Source organism: Anaerobacillus sp. 1_MG-2023 (assembly GCF_030547345.1).
Lineage (GTDB): Bacteria > Bacillota > Bacilli > Bacillales > Guptibacillaceae > Guptibacillus > Guptibacillus hwajinpoensis_B.
In genome coordinates this window covers 370037-386722 of sequence record NZ_JAUORD010000003.1, presented here as the reverse complement: position 1 = coordinate 386722, position 16686 = coordinate 370037, and the positions used below count along the sequence as shown (strand labels likewise).

Below are 16686 nucleotides of genomic sequence, written 5' to 3'. Positions count from 1 at the left end.
TCATTAGAGAATTTTCGATTAATGTTGCACCAGTAATGTACGACATGTTCTTACGAAGGGACTATTTCTCTGTACTTAGCTAGATACTGTTGATTCTCGAATGAGAACAAAATCTATGTCGTTCATTTTCTTAGCATTGTACTTAAATGCCGATAGATTTCTACTAATTCCTCAAGTGTCATCCTAACTAATCCGCTAGTTGATGGTGCCACAAAATCTTGCACACCATCTATTTGATTAACGGGTTGATATCCCCACTCAGCCTTTCTAACACCCGAGAATTTCTGGTAAACTCCTTTTCCTACAAAACAATTGACTTCGGGCTTATACAATCTAATTTTCTTGCTAAGCTGCTCTCGTCCTTTTGTGTAATCATCAGACGTTAAGTCAGCCGCTCCTCGCGTAGGACGATCTACGATATTCGTGAGGCCATACCCATATTCTAAAAGCCTATGGTCTTCCTCTGGTAAGAGCTTACGATCTGTAAGACCCGCTTCTTTTAATACGGAATAAAAACGATTTGTTGGGTTTGCATAATGATGCCCCTCATTCTCGGACTGGAGTCCAGGGTTAAAACCGATAAACAAAACTTTCAACTGGTGATCAAGATGGTCTGGTAACAAAGCGCCTCACTCCTTGCATTCAAGTATTCCATAATGAAATTTCGATGTTTTTCGAATTTGTTGTTGAAAACCTAACTGTTCAAACCGGGAGCTTTTAAATGAATCTTTTAAAATAACTCTTATGCGGGCAACTCGTCTAGCTTCCATCACCATATTTTCTGTGAGTGCATCATAAATCGCAACCTGTTTGATACCAGATACGCCGTCAGATGCTAAGATAGAATCTTCAAACATTGGGTCAAAATATACAACATCAACCGAGTTCTCCATTAAATGAGGTAATACGTCTTCATATTTATTACTTCGAACTGTTATTCGCCTCATTGCCTTATCTACGTAGTTATTATTACTTTCCCATTTTTTTAATCCTTCTTGCAGTAATAGTGCGTGCTCTGAACCCTCAATTGCTTGGACACTACCGAATTCGCCTACTATTAAACTCGCAACGATGCTGTCAGAACCAAGACCTGCTGTACAATCTAACAAGCTCATTCCTTCACTAAGACCACTCGCCTTAATGAACGCATCATCACGACCATTTAGAACCGCCTTGCAACGAAACATCGCCGAGTTTGGATGAAAGAAAATCGGTGTTTCAGCGCTTTCTTTATACAAATATAATCGATCAAAACCGACAACCACAACTATTTCCTGATAAAGATGAATGATTTGTTGAATCGATCGTTTTTCTCTTGATATGTAAGTACCTTCATAATTATGACTCAGTTTTATAGCCTCTTTAATGAGTGCTTCAGTCGGTCTTCCTGCAGTTGTAAAAATCATCCGATTATCTCCTTTAATTTCCTTCAAAGCTAGTATACCATGTCGTTTAAGATGATTTCCGGAGAGAACAGCTCCACCTTAGAAACTATATTGAAATAAAAAATGAAGTGAAACTGTATTCGGTGGACACGTGCTATCAACTAATATAAACACCATTGGCTCATTGTTATATAAACCATATAATTTTAACATATACGATAAATGAAAATTCAAATTCTAAACAAATTATTATGTAGCTGTTATACTAATAACACTATTTAATAAGAGGTGGAACAATGCAAAAAATGTGGCATATGTATAAAAATTCTTCATTCATACTAAAAATGACGCTTGGCTTTATACTTGGTATTACAGCTGGAATTCTTTTTGGCTCAAGTATAGAATTCATTAAACCGCTTGGCACCATTCTAATCAACTTGCTTAACCTAGTAGCCATTCCAGTTATTTTTCTAACAGTTGTGCTTGCAATCAATCAAATGAACCCAAAATACCTTGGGAAATTAGGTGGAAAACTGTTAGTATATTACGGATTAACAACAGCAGCCGCTGTTTTAATAGGGGTTACAATCGCTTTATGGATTAGCCCTGGGTCTGGTCTAACACTTCCGGATACGAAAATTGAAAAGCCTGACACTCCTGGTTTTTCTGATGTTCTCTTAAATATCGTTCCGAATAACCTTTTTGAAACCTTTTCTTCAGGACAACTCATGGGTATCCTCTTTCTTGCTGTAATCATTGGATTAACTATGGGGAAAATGCGCTATTCTGAGAAAAATGACTTGCGTGAATCTGGCGAGAGACTTCATAAGCTATTCTCCGCTGCAAATGACTTATTCTTTTTGTTACTGCAAGGTATTTTGCTTTATGCACCGTTTGGCATCTTTGCCATTAGTGCAACATCCTTCGGCACTCAAGGCTGGCAAACGTTCCAATCTTTACTTGCTTTCACAGGTGTTTTTTATTTAGGCGTTCTATTACTTTGGGCATTGATTTATACTTCTTTTCTAAAGTATGCGAAATTAAGTATTAAAAACTTCTTTTCTCAAACGAAAGATGCTTACTTAACAGCATTTTTTACATCAAGTAGTATCGCTTCTCTTCCAATCGCGATTGACTCTGCTAAAAAAGCCGGCATCTCAGAACGAATTGTGAACTTTTCTTTACCAATCGGGGCCGTCTTCAATTCAGACGGAGGGGCGTTAAGAATGGGTGTGTCGATCGTTTTTGCCGCAAATGTCACCGGATTAAACTTCTCCGTTATGGATTATGTGACCATTGTTGCCATAGGTACACTTCTCTCCATAGGAACGGCCGGGATTCCCGCTGCCGGCTTAGTGACATTATCAGCAGTGTTAACCATGTTTAACCTTCCCTTAGAAATTGTTGCTTTAATCGCTGGAGTTGACGTCATGATTGGCATGGCTGGTACAGCTTCGAACGTACTTGGTGATATTATTGGGGCAGCTGTCATCGATCGTGATAAAAAACCATCCAAATCAGCTGCTTAAATGAAAAGGCGGCCCTGTTATCTCGATAACAGGGCCGCTTTTCTCTAATTAAACGATTAAACTCTATTAACACTAAATGTCTCTTGTCCTTCTACCGATCCATAAGAATCCTCCAATATTGAGTAAACCAACAGTGATGAGCAACCATGAAATTATTTCTAATCCAACTGTGGGAGAATTATTGCTAAAACAACTTGCGAGAAGTAACCCCATTCCTAGACTTCCATAATAGACTTTTAACTTCTTCCGATCATGCTTAACGGCGAATGAAAATAAAAACGTCAGCAAATAAATACCGCTTACCACCATAAGAATTGGGAAGAGCGGTTTGAATTTAGCCGCATATATAAAGTGATCTAGGCTTGATATATCTGCTTGCCCTGTAACTTGGCCGTTTATCACCCTTGAAAAAAATGTGCTATATTCCCATTCCCACGGCTTATTTCGTAGCTCACTACCTTCATACCAGCTTCCTAATGTAGATAAAACAAGCATAACAAGTGCGGTACTACCTTTCACAATATTCATCATCCAACATTCGACTCCTTACCTGAAAACTACTTCAAATCATCACCCTTATTTTACCATAATGATTTTTGGTTCTAAACCCGCTAAAACCATGTACTCAAACTTAATAGATTAAGTAAATTTATTGCTTATGAATGATTCAAAATCTAGTCATTAAATATCGTATGAACTTATCTTTTATCATAAAACGAGCATCAAAATCATTCGATTTTAATGCTCGTTTCCGCTTTTTTATTGTATAACTAATTAAAATCAACCAGCTGTTCTAATAGTTTTCTTTAAACCATTCTGCCGCTTTTTCTGCTTCTGATCTCGTTAATTGATGACCTGCACTTTCCCAATGAACCGTTACCTCTGCCCCAGCATGAGAGAACATTTCCTGAAGTTCCTTTGTTTCTTGAGGGGCGCAAATGGGATCATTTTCACCAGCGCCTATGAAAATTGGTTTTTGCTTAAGGTTCGGTAGCTCAAGATGACGCAGTGGCACCATAGGATGATGTAGGACAGCGCCTTTAAGCGCATTTGCATCGTGGAATAGAAGGCTAGCTACGATGTTAGCGCCATTTGAGTACCCTATTGCAATAACGTTGTTGCGCTCAAAATCGTATTTTTGTGCCGATTCATCGATGAAAGCATTTAATTCATGTGTTCTCTCTATTAAATCCGCTTCATCAAAAACGCCTTCCGCTAATCGCTTGAAAAAGCGCGCCATCCCGTTTTCTGATACATTCCCTCTCACACTCAGAATGGAATGCCCAGGAGCAATAAGCTCAGCTAAAGGAACTAAATCTTCTTCTGTTCCGCCAGTACCATGAAGTAATAGTACAGTCGGAAGCTCTTTTTTTCCTTGTTTAAAAAGATGGTTCATCATTTGTCACCATTCAGGACTCTTGCTTCCGCTGGTTCAAGATGATTTTCAATTTGAGATCGCTTCTCTTCTAGCCATGGTGGTAGAAGAAGCTTTTTCCCCATTTCATCAGGGTCTTCATCTTTTGCAAACCCTGGAGGATCCGTTGCTATTTCAAACAGTATTCCACCTTCTTCTCTAAAGTAGATGGCATTGAAATACTGTCGATCCACGACCGGAGTTGGAGTATACCCATTTTCTTCGAGTAAGTTTCTCCATTCTTCATGATCATTGAAGTCATTAGCCCGAAACGCAATATGATGGACAGTACCTGAGCCCATGCTTCCAGACTCTAGCGGTGTTTTCTTCACGTCGACCGTGTTGCCTATCGAATCACTGGATTTAAATCGAACAAAATCTTCTTCTTCAGCTACACGAATAAAACCAAGAACTTCTTCTAACACATTCATAGTTGCTTCCGGCTTGCCGGTCAATAATGTAGCACCTGCGAATCCTTTGATTGCATGTTTTGTGCTAACACCGCCAAAACTCCACGTGTTTCGCTCCCCTTCTTCTCTTTCAACGAGTTCAAGGTGTAGTCCATGCGGATCATCAAAAGCGAGAACCTTTTCACCAAACCGAGTCATCTCACCGTTTTCTACGTTTAATTTATCAAGACGCTTTTTCCAGAACGTTAAACTGCCTTCAGGCACAACGAAGCTGGTTACGCCAACTTGACCAGAGCCAATCTTTCCATCATGTGCTTTCGACCATGGGAAAAAGGTCATAATTGTACCAGGTGCCCCTTCTTCATTTCCGAAATAAAGGTGGTATGTTCCTGGATCATCGAAGTTCACTGTTTTTTTAACGAGACGAAGACCAAGAACCCCACTATAAAAATCAATATTTTCCTGAGGATTTCCTACAATTGCAGTAATATGATGTATCCCTGTTGTATGCTTCATAAATGACAAGTCTCCTTTTCAATATTACATCCACTTTAGAAGGTTCCCGTATAGTACGGTTTTTAATCGTCTAATTTGTTCTTTTAGACGCATTTATCTCGAAATCGAGATATTCGATTTAAGTGTATATAATTTGTATTCTTATGTCAAATCTTTTCCTCTTATGCGTATAGGACAACCCCTGCTGGTGACATTCTATATGTAAAGGAGTGATGTGATGCTAAGCGTATTTGAGGCCCTGTCGTTAATGGTCAGCTTTTCCGCTCTTGTGCTCGCCATCATCCACACGAAAGATCGTTCATCGTAACAAAGTGAAAAAGCACCCCTTCGGTGATGACCCCCGGAAGTTAGTTTTACTCTAACTTTCGGGGTCATTACCTTCATAGGAGTGCTTTTTTACATCAATTAAGGCATGACAGTTTTATTCATAAGATAACGATCGGTCTCGCGTGCAACGCCGCGACCTTCATTTATCGCCCATACAATGAGACTCTGTCCTCTGCGAACATCACCTGCTGCAAAAACACCATCAACGTTTGTGCGATAGTCTTCGAATTCAGCCTTCGCTCGTTTCCGATTGTCCTGCTCTACTTCAAAATGTTCGAGAACCCCTTCTTCAGGTCCAGTAAATCCAATAGCAATGAAGACAAGTTCAACTGGCCAAACTTGCTCTGTACCAGGGAGTTCCTTCATGAACACATTGCCCATCTTATCAACATGCTTTTCGATTGTAACCGTATGAAGTTCCTTCACATTGCCATCTTCGTCACCAACAAATTTTTTCGTCATGATGGAATATTGACGAGGGTCTTCCCCGTGCTCTGCTTGCGCTTCTTCATAAGCATAGTCAAGAGTAAAAACCTTAGGGAATTCTGGCCAAGGATTATCGATCATACGGTCGGCAGTTAGCTGCGGGTGTTTACCAAATTGGTGTACACTTTTGCAACCGTGTCTGAGCGCAGTTGCCACACAGTCCGCTCCAGTATCTCCACCACCGATGACAATAACATTTTTACCTTCTGCAGAAACATACTTGTTATCTTGAAGCTTAGAATCAAGCAAACTTTTCGTGTTCTGTCTTAAATAATCCATGGCATAATGAATGCCACCTAGCTTACGACCTTCAATCGGAAGATCACGGTGCTTTTGAGCACCTGTACAAAGAATTACAGCATCATGCTGATCACGAAGCTCATCTTGAGTGACATCTTTACCAATTTCGGTATTCGTAATAAAGGTTACTCCCTCATCTTCAAGAAGCTTCACACGTCGCTCAACTAATTCTTTATCAAGCTTCATATTCGGAATACCGTACATTAGTAAACCACCAATACGATCGTCACGCTCAAATACTGTGACAGTATGACCAGCTTTATTTAGCTGATCAGCCGCTGCTAAACCAGCAGGGCCTGATCCTACAATGGCAATCTTCTTACCTGTACGATTTTTAGGAGGCTCGGGTGTCATCCAACCTTCTGCAAACCCGCGATCAATAATTTCCTTCTCGATACTTTTTATTGCAACAGCATCATCAGGAATAGCTGCTACGCAGGCTCCCTCACACGGTGCCGGGCAAACTCTACCGGTGAATTCCGGAAAGTTATTCGTTTTAAGAAGTCGATCTAGCGCGTCTTTCCATTTCCCTTGATATACAAGGTGATTCCATTCAGGAATCAAATTATAAAGTGGACAACCCGATGCACTTCCATTTAGTTCTATACCTGAGTGGCAGAAGGGCGTGCCACAATCCATGCAGCGTGCCCCTTGCGTTTTCAGAGTTTCTTCTGATTGAGGAAGCTGGTATTCTTCCCAATCTTTTAAGCGTGTTGAATGATCTCTTTCACGTGCTTTTTCTCTAGGATAGTCTAAAAAACCTGTTGGTTTACCCAATCGAATACCTCCCCTTATACCGGTTCCAGGTCACTTTGACGTGGCTTTACTTGACCGTTCTTAGCCTGCTGGAACACTTCATATGCTGCGTCGTCATCTTCATAGCCTTTTTCTTTCAATTCTTCTAATGATTCTGTGATTCTCTTATATTCTTTCGGAATCACTTTCACAATTTTCCCGACAACCTCATTCCAGTTTTGAATGAAACGGATCGCTTTCGGACTATCAGTAAAGTAAGCATGCTGCTGAATCAAATGCTTCACTTCAAGAATCTCGTCATAGTTACGTAGTGATTCAATGTGAACCATTTCAGCATTTACATTGCGCTTAAACGCCTCCTGATCATCTGAAAGAACATAAGCAATTCCACCTGACATACCTGCTGCAAAGTTCTTTCCGGTCTCACCAAGAATAACGACACGTCCACCTGTCATGTATTCACAACCGTTGTCTCCAATACCTTCAACAACCGCACTTGCACCACTATTTCTTACACAGAATCGCTCTCCTGCGAGACCGCTAATATAAGCTTCACCTGAAGTTGCTCCGTAGAAAGCAACGTTACCTACAATTGTATTTTCATCACGAGCAAACTCAGCCTTAGCGGACGGGTGAATGATCAGTTTCCCACCTGATAACCCTTTACCTACATAATCATTAGCATCGCCTTCTAGTTGCATTGTGACGCCATTTGGTACGAAGGCTCCAAAACTTTGACCTGCTGAACCTGTGAAGTGTAAGCGAATCATATCTTCTGGAAGTCCTTCTGCGCCATAGCGCTTCGTAATTTCATGTCCTAGAAGAGCACCTGCAACGCGGTTTGTATTACGAATAACATAAGACCCTTCAAAAGGCTTCTGTTCTTCGAGCGCACCGAGTGCTGCAGGAATAATTGAGGTATTGTCAAGTGCTGCTTCTAACTTGTGATCCTGATCACGCTGTTTGAAGCGGCCAACCTCTTCTGACACATGCGGCTGATAGAGAAGCGGTTTTAGATCAAGGTATCTTGCTTTCCAGTGATCTTTCGTGCGACGACTTACTTTCAGTACATCCGTACGTCCAATCATCTCCTCGATCGTTCTAAATCCTAGCTCAGCCATGATTTCACGAACTTCTTGTGCAATAAACTGCATGTAGTTCACGACGTGATCCGGATTCCCCATAAATTTCTTACGTAGTTCAGGATTTTGAGTAGCTACACCAACCGGGCATGTATCAAGATGGCACGCTCTCATAAGAATACAACCTAGAACGACTAACGGTGCTGTCGAGAATCCAAATTCTTCAGCGCCTAGAATAGCTGCCATCACGACGTCACGACCAGTCATCATTTTTCCATCAGCTTCTAGAACAACACGATCACGTAAATCATTTAATACGAGTGTTTGATGCGTCTCCGCTAGACCAAGTTCCCATGGAAGACCAGCGTGTTTGATACTCGTTCTTGGAGATGCTCCTGTTCCACCCTCATATCCGCTAATGAGAATAACATCTGCAAGCCCTTTAGCTACACCTGCAGCAATCGTACCAACCCCTGCTTTTGAAACTAGCTTGACGTTGATTCGTGCAGATGGATTTGCATTCTTTAAATCATGAATTAGCTGGGCAAGATCCTCAATCGAATATATATCATGATGTGGCGGTGGTGAAATTAGTCCAACACCTGGAGTCGAGCCACGTACTTCAGCAATCCAAGGGTATACTTTCTTCCCTGGTAGCTGACCACCTTCACCAGGTTTTGCACCTTGAGCCATTTTAATTTGAATTTCATCTGCATTGCTTAAGTAGTAGCTTGATACACCAAATCGACCTGATGCTACCTGTTTAATAGAGCTTCGACGAAGATCACCATTTTCATCAGGAGTGAAACGAGAAGGGTCCTCTCCACCTTCACCGCTATTGCTACGTCCCCCTATACGGTTCATTGCAATCGCAAGAGCTTCGTGAGCTTCACCACTTAAGGCACCATAGCTCATTGCACCCGTTTTAAACCTACGAGTAATCGATTCAACACTTTCAACCTCATCAATCGAGATCGCATCTTTTGAACCAAAATCAATCGCCTGTCTTAAATAAGTGAGATTCTCTTCTAACGCCATGCCAGAGAATTTCTTATATAATTCATAGTTATTACTTCTAGCAGCGTGTTGGAGTGTATGAATGGTTTTCGGATTGAATGAATGGTGCTCTCCCCCATTTCTCCACTGCAGTTCACTACCTGTTTCAAGTGTAAGATCACTATATTCAGAATCATGATAAGCAAAGTGATGCCTCATTAACGTTTCTGTTGCAATAACATCGATTGGAATACCATCAATTTGCGAAGCTGTACCAGCAAAATAACGATCAATTACTTCGTTGCTAACTCCAATCGCCTCGAAAATTTGCGCTCCTCGATAGCTTTGTATTGTTGAAATGCCCATTTTGGACATCACTTTTACAATTCCAGTTGTCGCAGCATCAATATAATTATCAACGGCATCTTCGAAAGAAAAGCCCTCAATAGTCCCGTCATTAATCATATGGTCAATCGAGTCATAAGCAGCATATGGATAAATGGCGTCTGCTCCATAACCAACTAACATAGCAAACTGATGAACGTCCCTAGCTTCACCTGTTTCTACGATCAAACTTACTTTCGTCCGCGTCTCGCGTTTAATCAAGTGATGATGAAGGCCACTTAGAGCAAGTAAAGAAGGAATCGCCGCTTTCTCATGATTCACTCCAAAATCAGAAAGAACAAGTATGCTTTTCCCGTTTTTAATTGCGCGATCAGCTTTACGGAATAACGCCAGAAGTGCATGCTCCATTTCCGTTTCACCACGTGCTGCATTAAACAATAAACTAAGTGTTTCAGGATGAAAGTCCTCTTCGTCTAATGCCTTAATCGCTTCAAATCGACTATCCGTTAAAATAGGTGTTTCAAGACGAATTCTTCTAGCGCTTCCTGGTTTGGTTTCAAGTAAATTTCCTTCAGGGCCAAGCAGCGTCATTGTTGAAGTAACGGATTCTTCTCGAATCGAATCAATTGGTGGATTCGTTACTTGAGCAAACAGCTGTTTAAAGTAGTTAAACAGTAACTGTGGACGCTCAGAAAGAACAGCTAATGGCACGTCATTTCCCATTGATCCGATTGGATCTTTTTTCTCAGTAACCATTGGCGCGATATTTTTTGTAAGTTCTTCATATGTGTATCCAAAAGCACGCTGTGTTTGGACGAGTTCTTTCTCATCTATCTGTCTTGTCTTCACTTTTTCTGGTGAAAGACTCATAAGGTTTTCATCAAGCCATTTACGGTAAGGTTTATCAGTCGCAATTTGCGCTTTAATCTCCTCATCGTCAACGAGGCGCTTTTCCTCTAGATCGAGTAGTAGCATTTTCCCAGGACTTAAGCGGCCTTTTTCTGTAATCTTCTCTTCTTCTATTTCAATAACGCCAACTTCAGAAGAAAGAATAAACGTGTCGTCGTTTGTAATAACGTATCGTGCAGGACGCAAACCATTACGATCAAGCATCGCTCCTATTTGACGACCGTTAGTAAACGCAATAGCCGTTGGACCATCCCATGGCTCCATCAATGTACTATGATACTCATAAAATGCCTTCTTTGGATCCAGCATCGTAGCATCACGGTCCCATGGCTCTGGAATCATCATCATAGCCGCATGTGGCAATGAACGGCCTGAGAGATTCAAGAATTCAAGACAGTTATCTAATGAAGAGGAGTCACTTCCATTTGGACGGACAATTGGAGCAATATCTTTCATGTCATCTCCAAATACTTCCGATTGAAGAGCTCCTTCTCTTGCTCTCATCCAGTTCACATTTCCACGAAGCGTATTGATCTCCCCATTATGAATAAGATAACGGTTTGGATGGGCACGATCCCAGCTTGGGAAAGTATTTGTACTAAAGCGTGAGTGCACCATTGAAAATGCTGATTTAAAACTAGGATCTTTCAAATCAAGATAAAATTGATCTAGCTGTTCTGGTGTTAACATCCCTTTATAAACAATCGTATCTTTGGAGAAGCTCGCTGCATAATACTTTGTTTTTGATAACTGAGAATCTTGAGCAACTTGCTTCTCTGCTTTTTTACGAATAACGTATAATTTACGTTCAAATTCTTCAGCTGAAATATCGCTTTTCTTAATAAAGACCTGTCGAATGACAGGCTGAGCAATACATGCCGCTTCTCCAATTGTCGTTTCATCTACAGGAACCGTTCTCCAGCCAATAAACTCTTGACCTGCTTCCTTGATTGCTTTCTCAACAATTTGTTTTGCACGCTGTCTCAGCTGATTATCTACCGGAAGGAACATCATTCCTACTCCGTATTCACCTTTATCTGGTAGGTTTAATCCTGAATTCTTTTTGAAAAACTCGTGTGGAATCTGTAACATAATACCCGCACCGTCACCCGTGTCAGGATCGCTTCCCTGCCCTCCTCGGTGATCTAGCTGGCGTAACATATAGACTCCTTTTTCAATAATGTCGTGTGCAGGCACATTATTCATATTGGCGATCAGTCCGATGCCACAAGCGTCATGCTCATGAATTGGATCATATAATCCTTGTTTCTCTGGAAAATTACTTCTATCCATAATCCCACTCCTCGCTCTTATCCCAATTCATTATGGTTTCTCGCTTTAACGCCATAACGTCGAAATTGTTTAAATATTCTACACTTATTGTACATTGCTTTAACCAATGCTTCCAATATATAATTTAGATATAATTAATCTAATATTGATATGAATCAAAGGAGAGATTGTTTTAAATGGAACTCAGGCAATTGTATTATTTTATGGAAGTCGCGAAACGAGAGCATGTGACAGACGCAGCTAATTCCCTTCACGTCGCACAATCAGCTGTAAGTAGACAAATTGCCAACCTTGAATCTGAGCTTGGAGTGCAGTTATTTATTCGAGAAGGCCGGAATGTAAAGCTAACACAAGTAGGACATATATTTATGGATCATGCTGAAACGGCCATTTCAGAAATTGAACGCGCGAGACAAGCCGTATATGAATTTTTAAATCCTGATACAGGGACGATTCGAATTGGATTTCCAAACAGCCTTGCCGCTAAAACATTACCTACCGTTATTTCTGCATTTCGAAAGGAGCATCCTAGCGTTGGATTTCAATTAAGACAGGGATCTGTACAAGATCTTACCGATGCAGTAAGTAAAGGGGAGATAGATATTGCTTTCGTGTCCCCAGTGCCGAAAGATCGAACTGATGTTGATGGGCATATTTTCTTTACAGAAAAACTATTAGCCCTCCTCCCTATATCTCATCCCCTGGCTGACTATCCAATGCTACGGCTCGGACAATTAAAAAATGAACCATTTGTGCTGTTTCGCTCTGGTTATGCCCTGCATCATCTCGTTACTTCAGCCTGCCAGCAAGTTGGATTCAAACCACGTATTGCGTTTGAAGGTGAAGATATCGATACGATTAAAGGACTAGTTGCAGCTGGGCTTGGTGTAAGTCTACTACCTGAGATAACCCTTTCCGAGCAGCTCCCAGGAGAAACAGTTAAAATTGAGTTATCCGAGCCAAACGTCACGAGAACAGTCGGCGTCATTATCCCGCAAGGAAGAGAGTTAGCTCCTTCTGAAAGAAAGTTTTTTGAATTTCTTACCCATTTTTATGAAGTTCTTAACCGATTTGGACAATAAAAAACCATGTCGAGCGACTACGCTCGACATGGTTTTTTAATCAATTAACTTTGTGATGCTTTTGACGGCATTTTTAGAAAGACGCCGAGAATAAGTCCAGTTAGAAATATAACCGAAGCAGCTAGATACATATGCTCATATCCTGATAGAATCATCTCCCTTACTCCATCCGTTATTTTGCTACCGCTAAATGAACTTGAACCTGAAGTCGCTATGAATCCTGCAAGGATAACAGGACCAAGCGATGTGCCAACAGATCTAAATAAACTTACTAGAGAAAGCGCTGCGCCAGCTTCTCGATCAGGAGTTAACTCAAGGATAATGTAATTAAGCGGTGTGCCCATTGTAAATCCAATCCCAACACCAGACAGCACCATACCAAGCGAAAGGGTTAGCCACCCATCTGCTAGATAAGTAAAGACGAGTGAGCCAAGAAGACTTAATGAAAAGCCTAATAACACGACTTGTTTAGCGCCCCACTTATCAAGAAGAACACCTCCTATAGGTGCTGCAAATCCAGAAGCAACGGCTAAAATTGTCATCACATAACCACCCTGGCCCCTTGATAATAACAAGATAATTTCAGAGAATGACGGTACGAAAATCATACTAATGATCCCAATACCGGTAATCGTTGAAATAAGTAATGCGAGAACAATATTCCGATCAGTAAAGTAGCTTAATTTCACTATAGGATCCGCGGCCGCTTTTTCGACCTTGATCAATGGATAAATAAGCACGAGACTGATAAGTAACAATGGCCATACAAGCAATGATTGGATGGATTGAAGAAATTCACTCGTTTCAAGGTTGGTTAGACCTAGTAAAAGGGACACAATGAGAAATGATAGAACAAGCGCTCCGCCCCAATCAAGAGTAGGTTTCTTACTCTCTGTTCGGTCATCCGGAAGCTTTAACCCCATTATGATAATAACAACAGCAATTGGAAGGTTGATAAAGAAAATCCAGCGCCAGCTAAGCTGTGCAACGAAGAAACCTCCAACGTTTGGTCCTAATATAGTTGCTACACCAAACATCGCACCTACTAAACCAAGGGCCATACCTCGTTTTTCTTTCGGAAAACTACTTCCAATTACAGCATTCGCTATCGGAATGATTCCCCCTCCTCCGAGGGCTTGAATCGCTCTTCCAACTAATAGAACAGGAAGGGATTGACTAACTCCCGCAAGAAGGGAACCTAGTGCAAATAACGTAATCCCTGCAAGAAAAATACGCTTTCTTCCAAATAAGTCAGCAAGTTTTCCTACAATCGGCATGCTTACCGCATAAACAAGTGTATAGATCGTAACGACCCAAACTGTCCATTTCAAATCGATGCCAAGATCTTCTATAAGTGTTGTTAAGGCAGGAGAAACGATTCCTGAATCAAGCGCGCCTAGAAAAACCCCTAATAAAAATGTAATTAAAATAAAGCGAAGTTTTTTATCCACGGCAAAACCATCCCCTTCATATTCATATGTGTATTATCACATATGAATATGAAGGCTTCAACTTTTAAAATGCTTTAAAAAGCTTTTTACAAAGATGGCCATAACAGGTTTTTCAAGTCTTCATAATTAGTAACATATAGATCGGCGCCTGAAGAATTATTCTGAAACAAACACGTTTTCATTCCCACTTCTTTAGCGGGGAGAATATCAAGTACTCTGTCACCAACGGCAAGATCCAGCTGATACTTGTTATTCAAATGGTGATAGGATGCAGGATCAGGCTTACGTGGAAATCCATCATCTCCGGCTACAAGATCAGCGAAATAATGCTCCATTTTAAAATACTCTAAAATCGTGATCACCTCTTCACGCGGTTTATGAGTCATGATGACATTCAATTCAGCTTTTTGAAGAATTGTTTTCAAACCAGGAAATGGTGGTTTATCTTCTGGTGACAAAGCATTATCCATTTTACGAAACGTTTTAATTTGTTCTTCAGTTAATTGAAACACTTCCGTCGCATGACGAAAAGACACTTTTAGCTCTTTTAAAATATCTTCTTCCTTTACATCATTAGAAACTAATTCTTTCATCACTTTTGTAAAAGCAGGGTATGTATCAAATAATGTGCCATCAAAATCCCATAGAATCCTCACTTACTATTCACTCCTTATTAGTTATAAAACAAGTTAGTTTAATCTCGCGGGTAAACGATCAATAAGAATCATTGTCATTCTTTATTATAAAGAAAAGCCGCTCGAATTTTGAGCGGCTTCTTACATTAAAATTGTGTTTTTTCTTCAAGAAAGCTTTTCAGTTCAGAAATCGGCATTCTCTTTTGTTCCATTGTGTCACGGTCACGAATCGTCACTTGTTGGTCTTCAACAGAATCAAAATCAAATGTAATGGCATACGGTGTACCAACTTCATCATGACGACGGTAACGTTTACCAATTGAGCCAGCCTCATCATAATCAACCATAAAGTATTTTGAAAGTTCCGCATGAACAGCACGCGCTTCTTCAGAAAGCTTCTTAGATAGAGGGAATACAGCAGCTTTAAACGGAGCGATCGCTGGATGGAAGTGCATCACACTTCTAGTTGTGCCATCTTCTAGCTCCTGTTCTTCATATGCTTCAATCAAGAAAGCAAGAGTGACGCGGTCAGCACCAAGTGAAGGCTCAATGCAATAAGGTACATACTTCTCACCTGTTTGTTGATCGTGATAAGTGAAATCTTCATTGGAATGTTCCATATGCTGCTTTAAGTCGTAATCTGTTCGAGAAGCAACACCCCAAAGTTCGCCCCAACCAAATGGGAACTTGTACTCGATATCAGTTGTTGCATTACTATAATGCGACAGTTCATCTTCCGCATGCTCACGCAGTCGGATGCTATCTTCTTTTACACCAAGATTTAGAAGCCAGTTTTTGCAGTACTCTTTCCAATACTCATGCCACTCTAGTTCGTTACCTGGCTTACAGAAGAATTCAAGCTCCATTTGTTCAAATTCACGAGTACGGAATGTAAAGTTTCCAGGTGTAATTTCATTCCGGAAGCTTTTTCCAACTTGTGCAATACCAAAAGGCACTTTCTTACGCATAGAGCGTTGAACATTTTTAAAGTTTACGAAGATTCCCTGCGCCGTTTCTGGGCGAAGGTAAATTTCACTCGTGCTCGATTTTGTTACACCTTGATGGGTTTTAAACATAAGATCAAATTGACGGATTTCTGTGAAATCTTCACTGCCACACTCCGGGCAAGTAATATGATTTTCTTTCATCAAACGCTCCATTTCTTCAAATGAAAGGCCGTCTGCAATCATGTCCTCTTCTTCAGTTGAAAGAGCGTCCTCAATTAATTTATCTGCACGGTGACGTGTTTTACAGCTTTTGCAATCAATTAAAGGATCATTGAAATTACCTAAATGTCCTGAAGCTTCCCACGTTTTTGGATTCATTAGAATGGCGGCATCTAGACCACTATTATAAGGTGATTCTTGAACAAACTTCTTCCACCATGCATCTTTAATATTTTTCTTAAGTTCTACACCAAGTGGTCCATAATCCCATGTATTTGCTAGTCCACCGTAAATATCAGAACCAGGGAAAATAAATCCTCTGTGCTTCGATACTGAAACGATCTGATCCATTGAAATTGTCATGTCATTCTCTCCTTTTTTCTCAATCAATATAAAAAGCTCCCAATCCATGGACAAAAAATGTCCAGGGACGAGAGCTTATGCACCCGCGGTTCCACCCTAGTTGATGCAAATAAGGCATCCACTTTAAGTAACGTAACTCCAGACTGCCGTTTCATCAGACCTCGTTCGGGCTTCCACCGTCCCCGAATCGCTAAAAACAAGGTTACTCTGACTACTATTTATCCTTCATAGTTAGTATGGT

At 40.7% G+C, this 16686-nt stretch carries 13 protein-coding genes; 3 read left to right on the top strand and 10 right to left on the bottom strand.

The features are described from left to right. Nucleotides 1-122 precede the first annotated feature (122 nt). A complete protein-coding gene (gene mug / locus Q4550_RS08330) occupies nt 123-623 on the bottom strand; it encodes a G/U mismatch-specific DNA glycosylase (protein ID WP_303531651.1) in 501 nt (166 codons plus the stop codon). Between the two features lie 6 nt (nt 624-629). After that, the gene (locus Q4550_RS08325; protein WP_303531649.1) at nt 630-1406 is read right to left on the bottom strand and encodes a class I SAM-dependent methyltransferase; all 777 of its coding nucleotides are present in this window, start codon (nt 1404-1406) and stop codon (nt 630-632) included. A 275-nt stretch (nt 1407-1681) separates the two neighbouring features. On the opposite strand from Q4550_RS08325, the gene Q4550_RS08320 reads away from it, so the two are divergent. After that, the gene (locus tag Q4550_RS08320) at nt 1682-2914 is read left to right on the top strand and encodes a dicarboxylate/amino acid:cation symporter (protein ID WP_303531647.1); all 1233 of its coding nucleotides are present in this window, start codon (nt 1682-1684) and stop codon (nt 2912-2914) included. 72 nt (nt 2915-2986) lie between these two features. On the opposite strand, the gene Q4550_RS08315 is transcribed toward Q4550_RS08320, so the two are convergent. From Q4550_RS08315 to Q4550_RS08305, 3 genes are all read right to left on the bottom strand, one after another. Beyond that, nucleotides 2987-3445 carry a DUF4306 domain-containing protein gene (locus Q4550_RS08315; RefSeq protein WP_303531645.1) on the bottom strand — a complete coding sequence of 153 codons (459 nt, stop codon included), beginning with the start codon at nt 3443-3445 and terminating at the stop codon, nt 2987-2989. Nucleotides 3446-3707: 262 nt separating this feature from the next. After that, nucleotides 3708-4310, bottom strand: a complete 603-nt coding sequence (locus tag Q4550_RS08310) for an alpha/beta hydrolase (RefSeq protein ID WP_303531643.1) — start codon at nt 4308-4310, stop codon at nt 3708-3710. Further along, nucleotides 4310-5254, bottom strand: coding sequence for a ring-cleaving dioxygenase (locus Q4550_RS08305; RefSeq protein ID WP_194221641.1), 945 nt, complete (start codon nt 5252-5254; stop codon nt 4310-4312). The genes Q4550_RS08310 and Q4550_RS08305 overlap by 1 nt, the downstream gene beginning before the upstream one ends. A 217-nt stretch (nt 5255-5471) precedes the next feature. Here Q4550_RS08305 and Q4550_RS24630 point away from each other — a divergent pair, with 217 nt between their 5' ends. After that, nucleotides 5472-5561, top strand: coding sequence for a putative holin-like toxin (locus Q4550_RS24630; protein WP_224880206.1), 90 nt, complete (start codon nt 5472-5474; stop codon nt 5559-5561). 98 nt (nt 5562-5659) lie between these two features. On the opposite strand, the gene Q4550_RS08300 is transcribed toward Q4550_RS24630, so the two are convergent. Both Q4550_RS08300 and gltB read right to left on the bottom strand, forming a co-directional pair. After that, entirely contained in the window at nt 5660-7144 is a 1485-nt protein-coding gene (locus tag Q4550_RS08300; RefSeq protein ID WP_303531642.1) for a glutamate synthase subunit beta, read from the bottom strand. A 14-nt stretch (nt 7145-7158) separates the two neighbouring features. Continuing rightward, entirely contained in the window at nt 7159-11748 is a 4590-nt protein-coding gene (gene gltB, locus Q4550_RS08295) for a glutamate synthase large subunit (protein WP_303531640.1), read from the bottom strand. 176 nt (nt 11749-11924) lie between these two features. On the opposite strand from gltB, the gene gltC reads away from it, so the two are divergent. After that, nucleotides 11925-12830, top strand: a complete 906-nt coding sequence (gene gltC, locus Q4550_RS08290) for a glutamate biosynthesis transcriptional regulator GltC (RefSeq protein WP_194221638.1) — start codon at nt 11925-11927, stop codon at nt 12828-12830. Nucleotides 12831-12874: 44 nt separating this feature from the next. Here gltC and Q4550_RS08285 read toward each other — a convergent pair whose 3' ends face one another. The 3 genes from Q4550_RS08285 to Q4550_RS08275 form a co-directional block, all read right to left on the bottom strand. Then, the gene (locus Q4550_RS08285; RefSeq protein ID WP_303531638.1) at nt 12875-14281 is read right to left on the bottom strand and encodes an MFS transporter; all 1407 of its coding nucleotides are present in this window, start codon (nt 14279-14281) and stop codon (nt 12875-12877) included. 86 nt (nt 14282-14367) lie between these two features. After that, nucleotides 14368-14937, bottom strand: a complete 570-nt coding sequence (locus Q4550_RS08280) for an HAD-IA family hydrolase (protein WP_303531636.1) — start codon at nt 14935-14937, stop codon at nt 14368-14370. A 125-nt stretch (nt 14938-15062) separates the two neighbouring features. Then, nucleotides 15063-16445, bottom strand: coding sequence for a glycine--tRNA ligase (locus Q4550_RS08275; RefSeq protein WP_303531635.1), 1383 nt, complete (start codon nt 16443-16445; stop codon nt 15063-15065). Nucleotides 16446-16686 lie beyond the last annotated feature (241 nt).

Bases quoted from the DNA above. Each gene is read 5' to 3' on its own strand.
- Q4550_RS08310 (WP_303531643.1), bottom strand. From the start codon at position 4,310: ATGAACCATCTTTTTAAACAAGGAAAAAAAGAGCTTCCGACTGTACTA.
- Q4550_RS24630 (WP_224880206.1), top strand. From the start codon at position 5,472: ATGCTAAGCGTATTTGAGGCCCTGTCGTTAATGGTCAGCTTTTCCGCT.
- Q4550_RS08275 (WP_303531635.1), bottom strand. From the start codon at position 16,445: ATGACAATTTCAATGGATCAGATCGTTTCAGTATCGAAGCACAGAGGA.
- Q4550_RS08315 (WP_303531645.1), bottom strand. From the start codon at position 3,445: ATGATGAATATTGTGAAAGGTAGTACCGCACTTGTTATGCTTGTTTTA.
- Q4550_RS08325 (WP_303531649.1), bottom strand. From the start codon at position 1,406: ATGATTTTTACAACTGCAGGAAGACCGACTGAAGCACTCATTAAAGAG.
- Q4550_RS08320 (WP_303531647.1), top strand. From the start codon at position 1,682: ATGCAAAAAATGTGGCATATGTATAAAAATTCTTCATTCATACTAAAA.
- gltC (WP_194221638.1), top strand. From the start codon at position 11,925: ATGGAACTCAGGCAATTGTATTATTTTATGGAAGTCGCGAAACGAGAG.
- gltB (WP_303531640.1), bottom strand. From the start codon at position 11,748: ATGGATAGAAGTAATTTTCCAGAGAAACAAGGATTATATGATCCAATT.
- Q4550_RS08305 (WP_194221641.1), bottom strand. From the start codon at position 5,254: ATGAAGCATACAACAGGGATACATCATATTACTGCAATTGTAGGAAAT.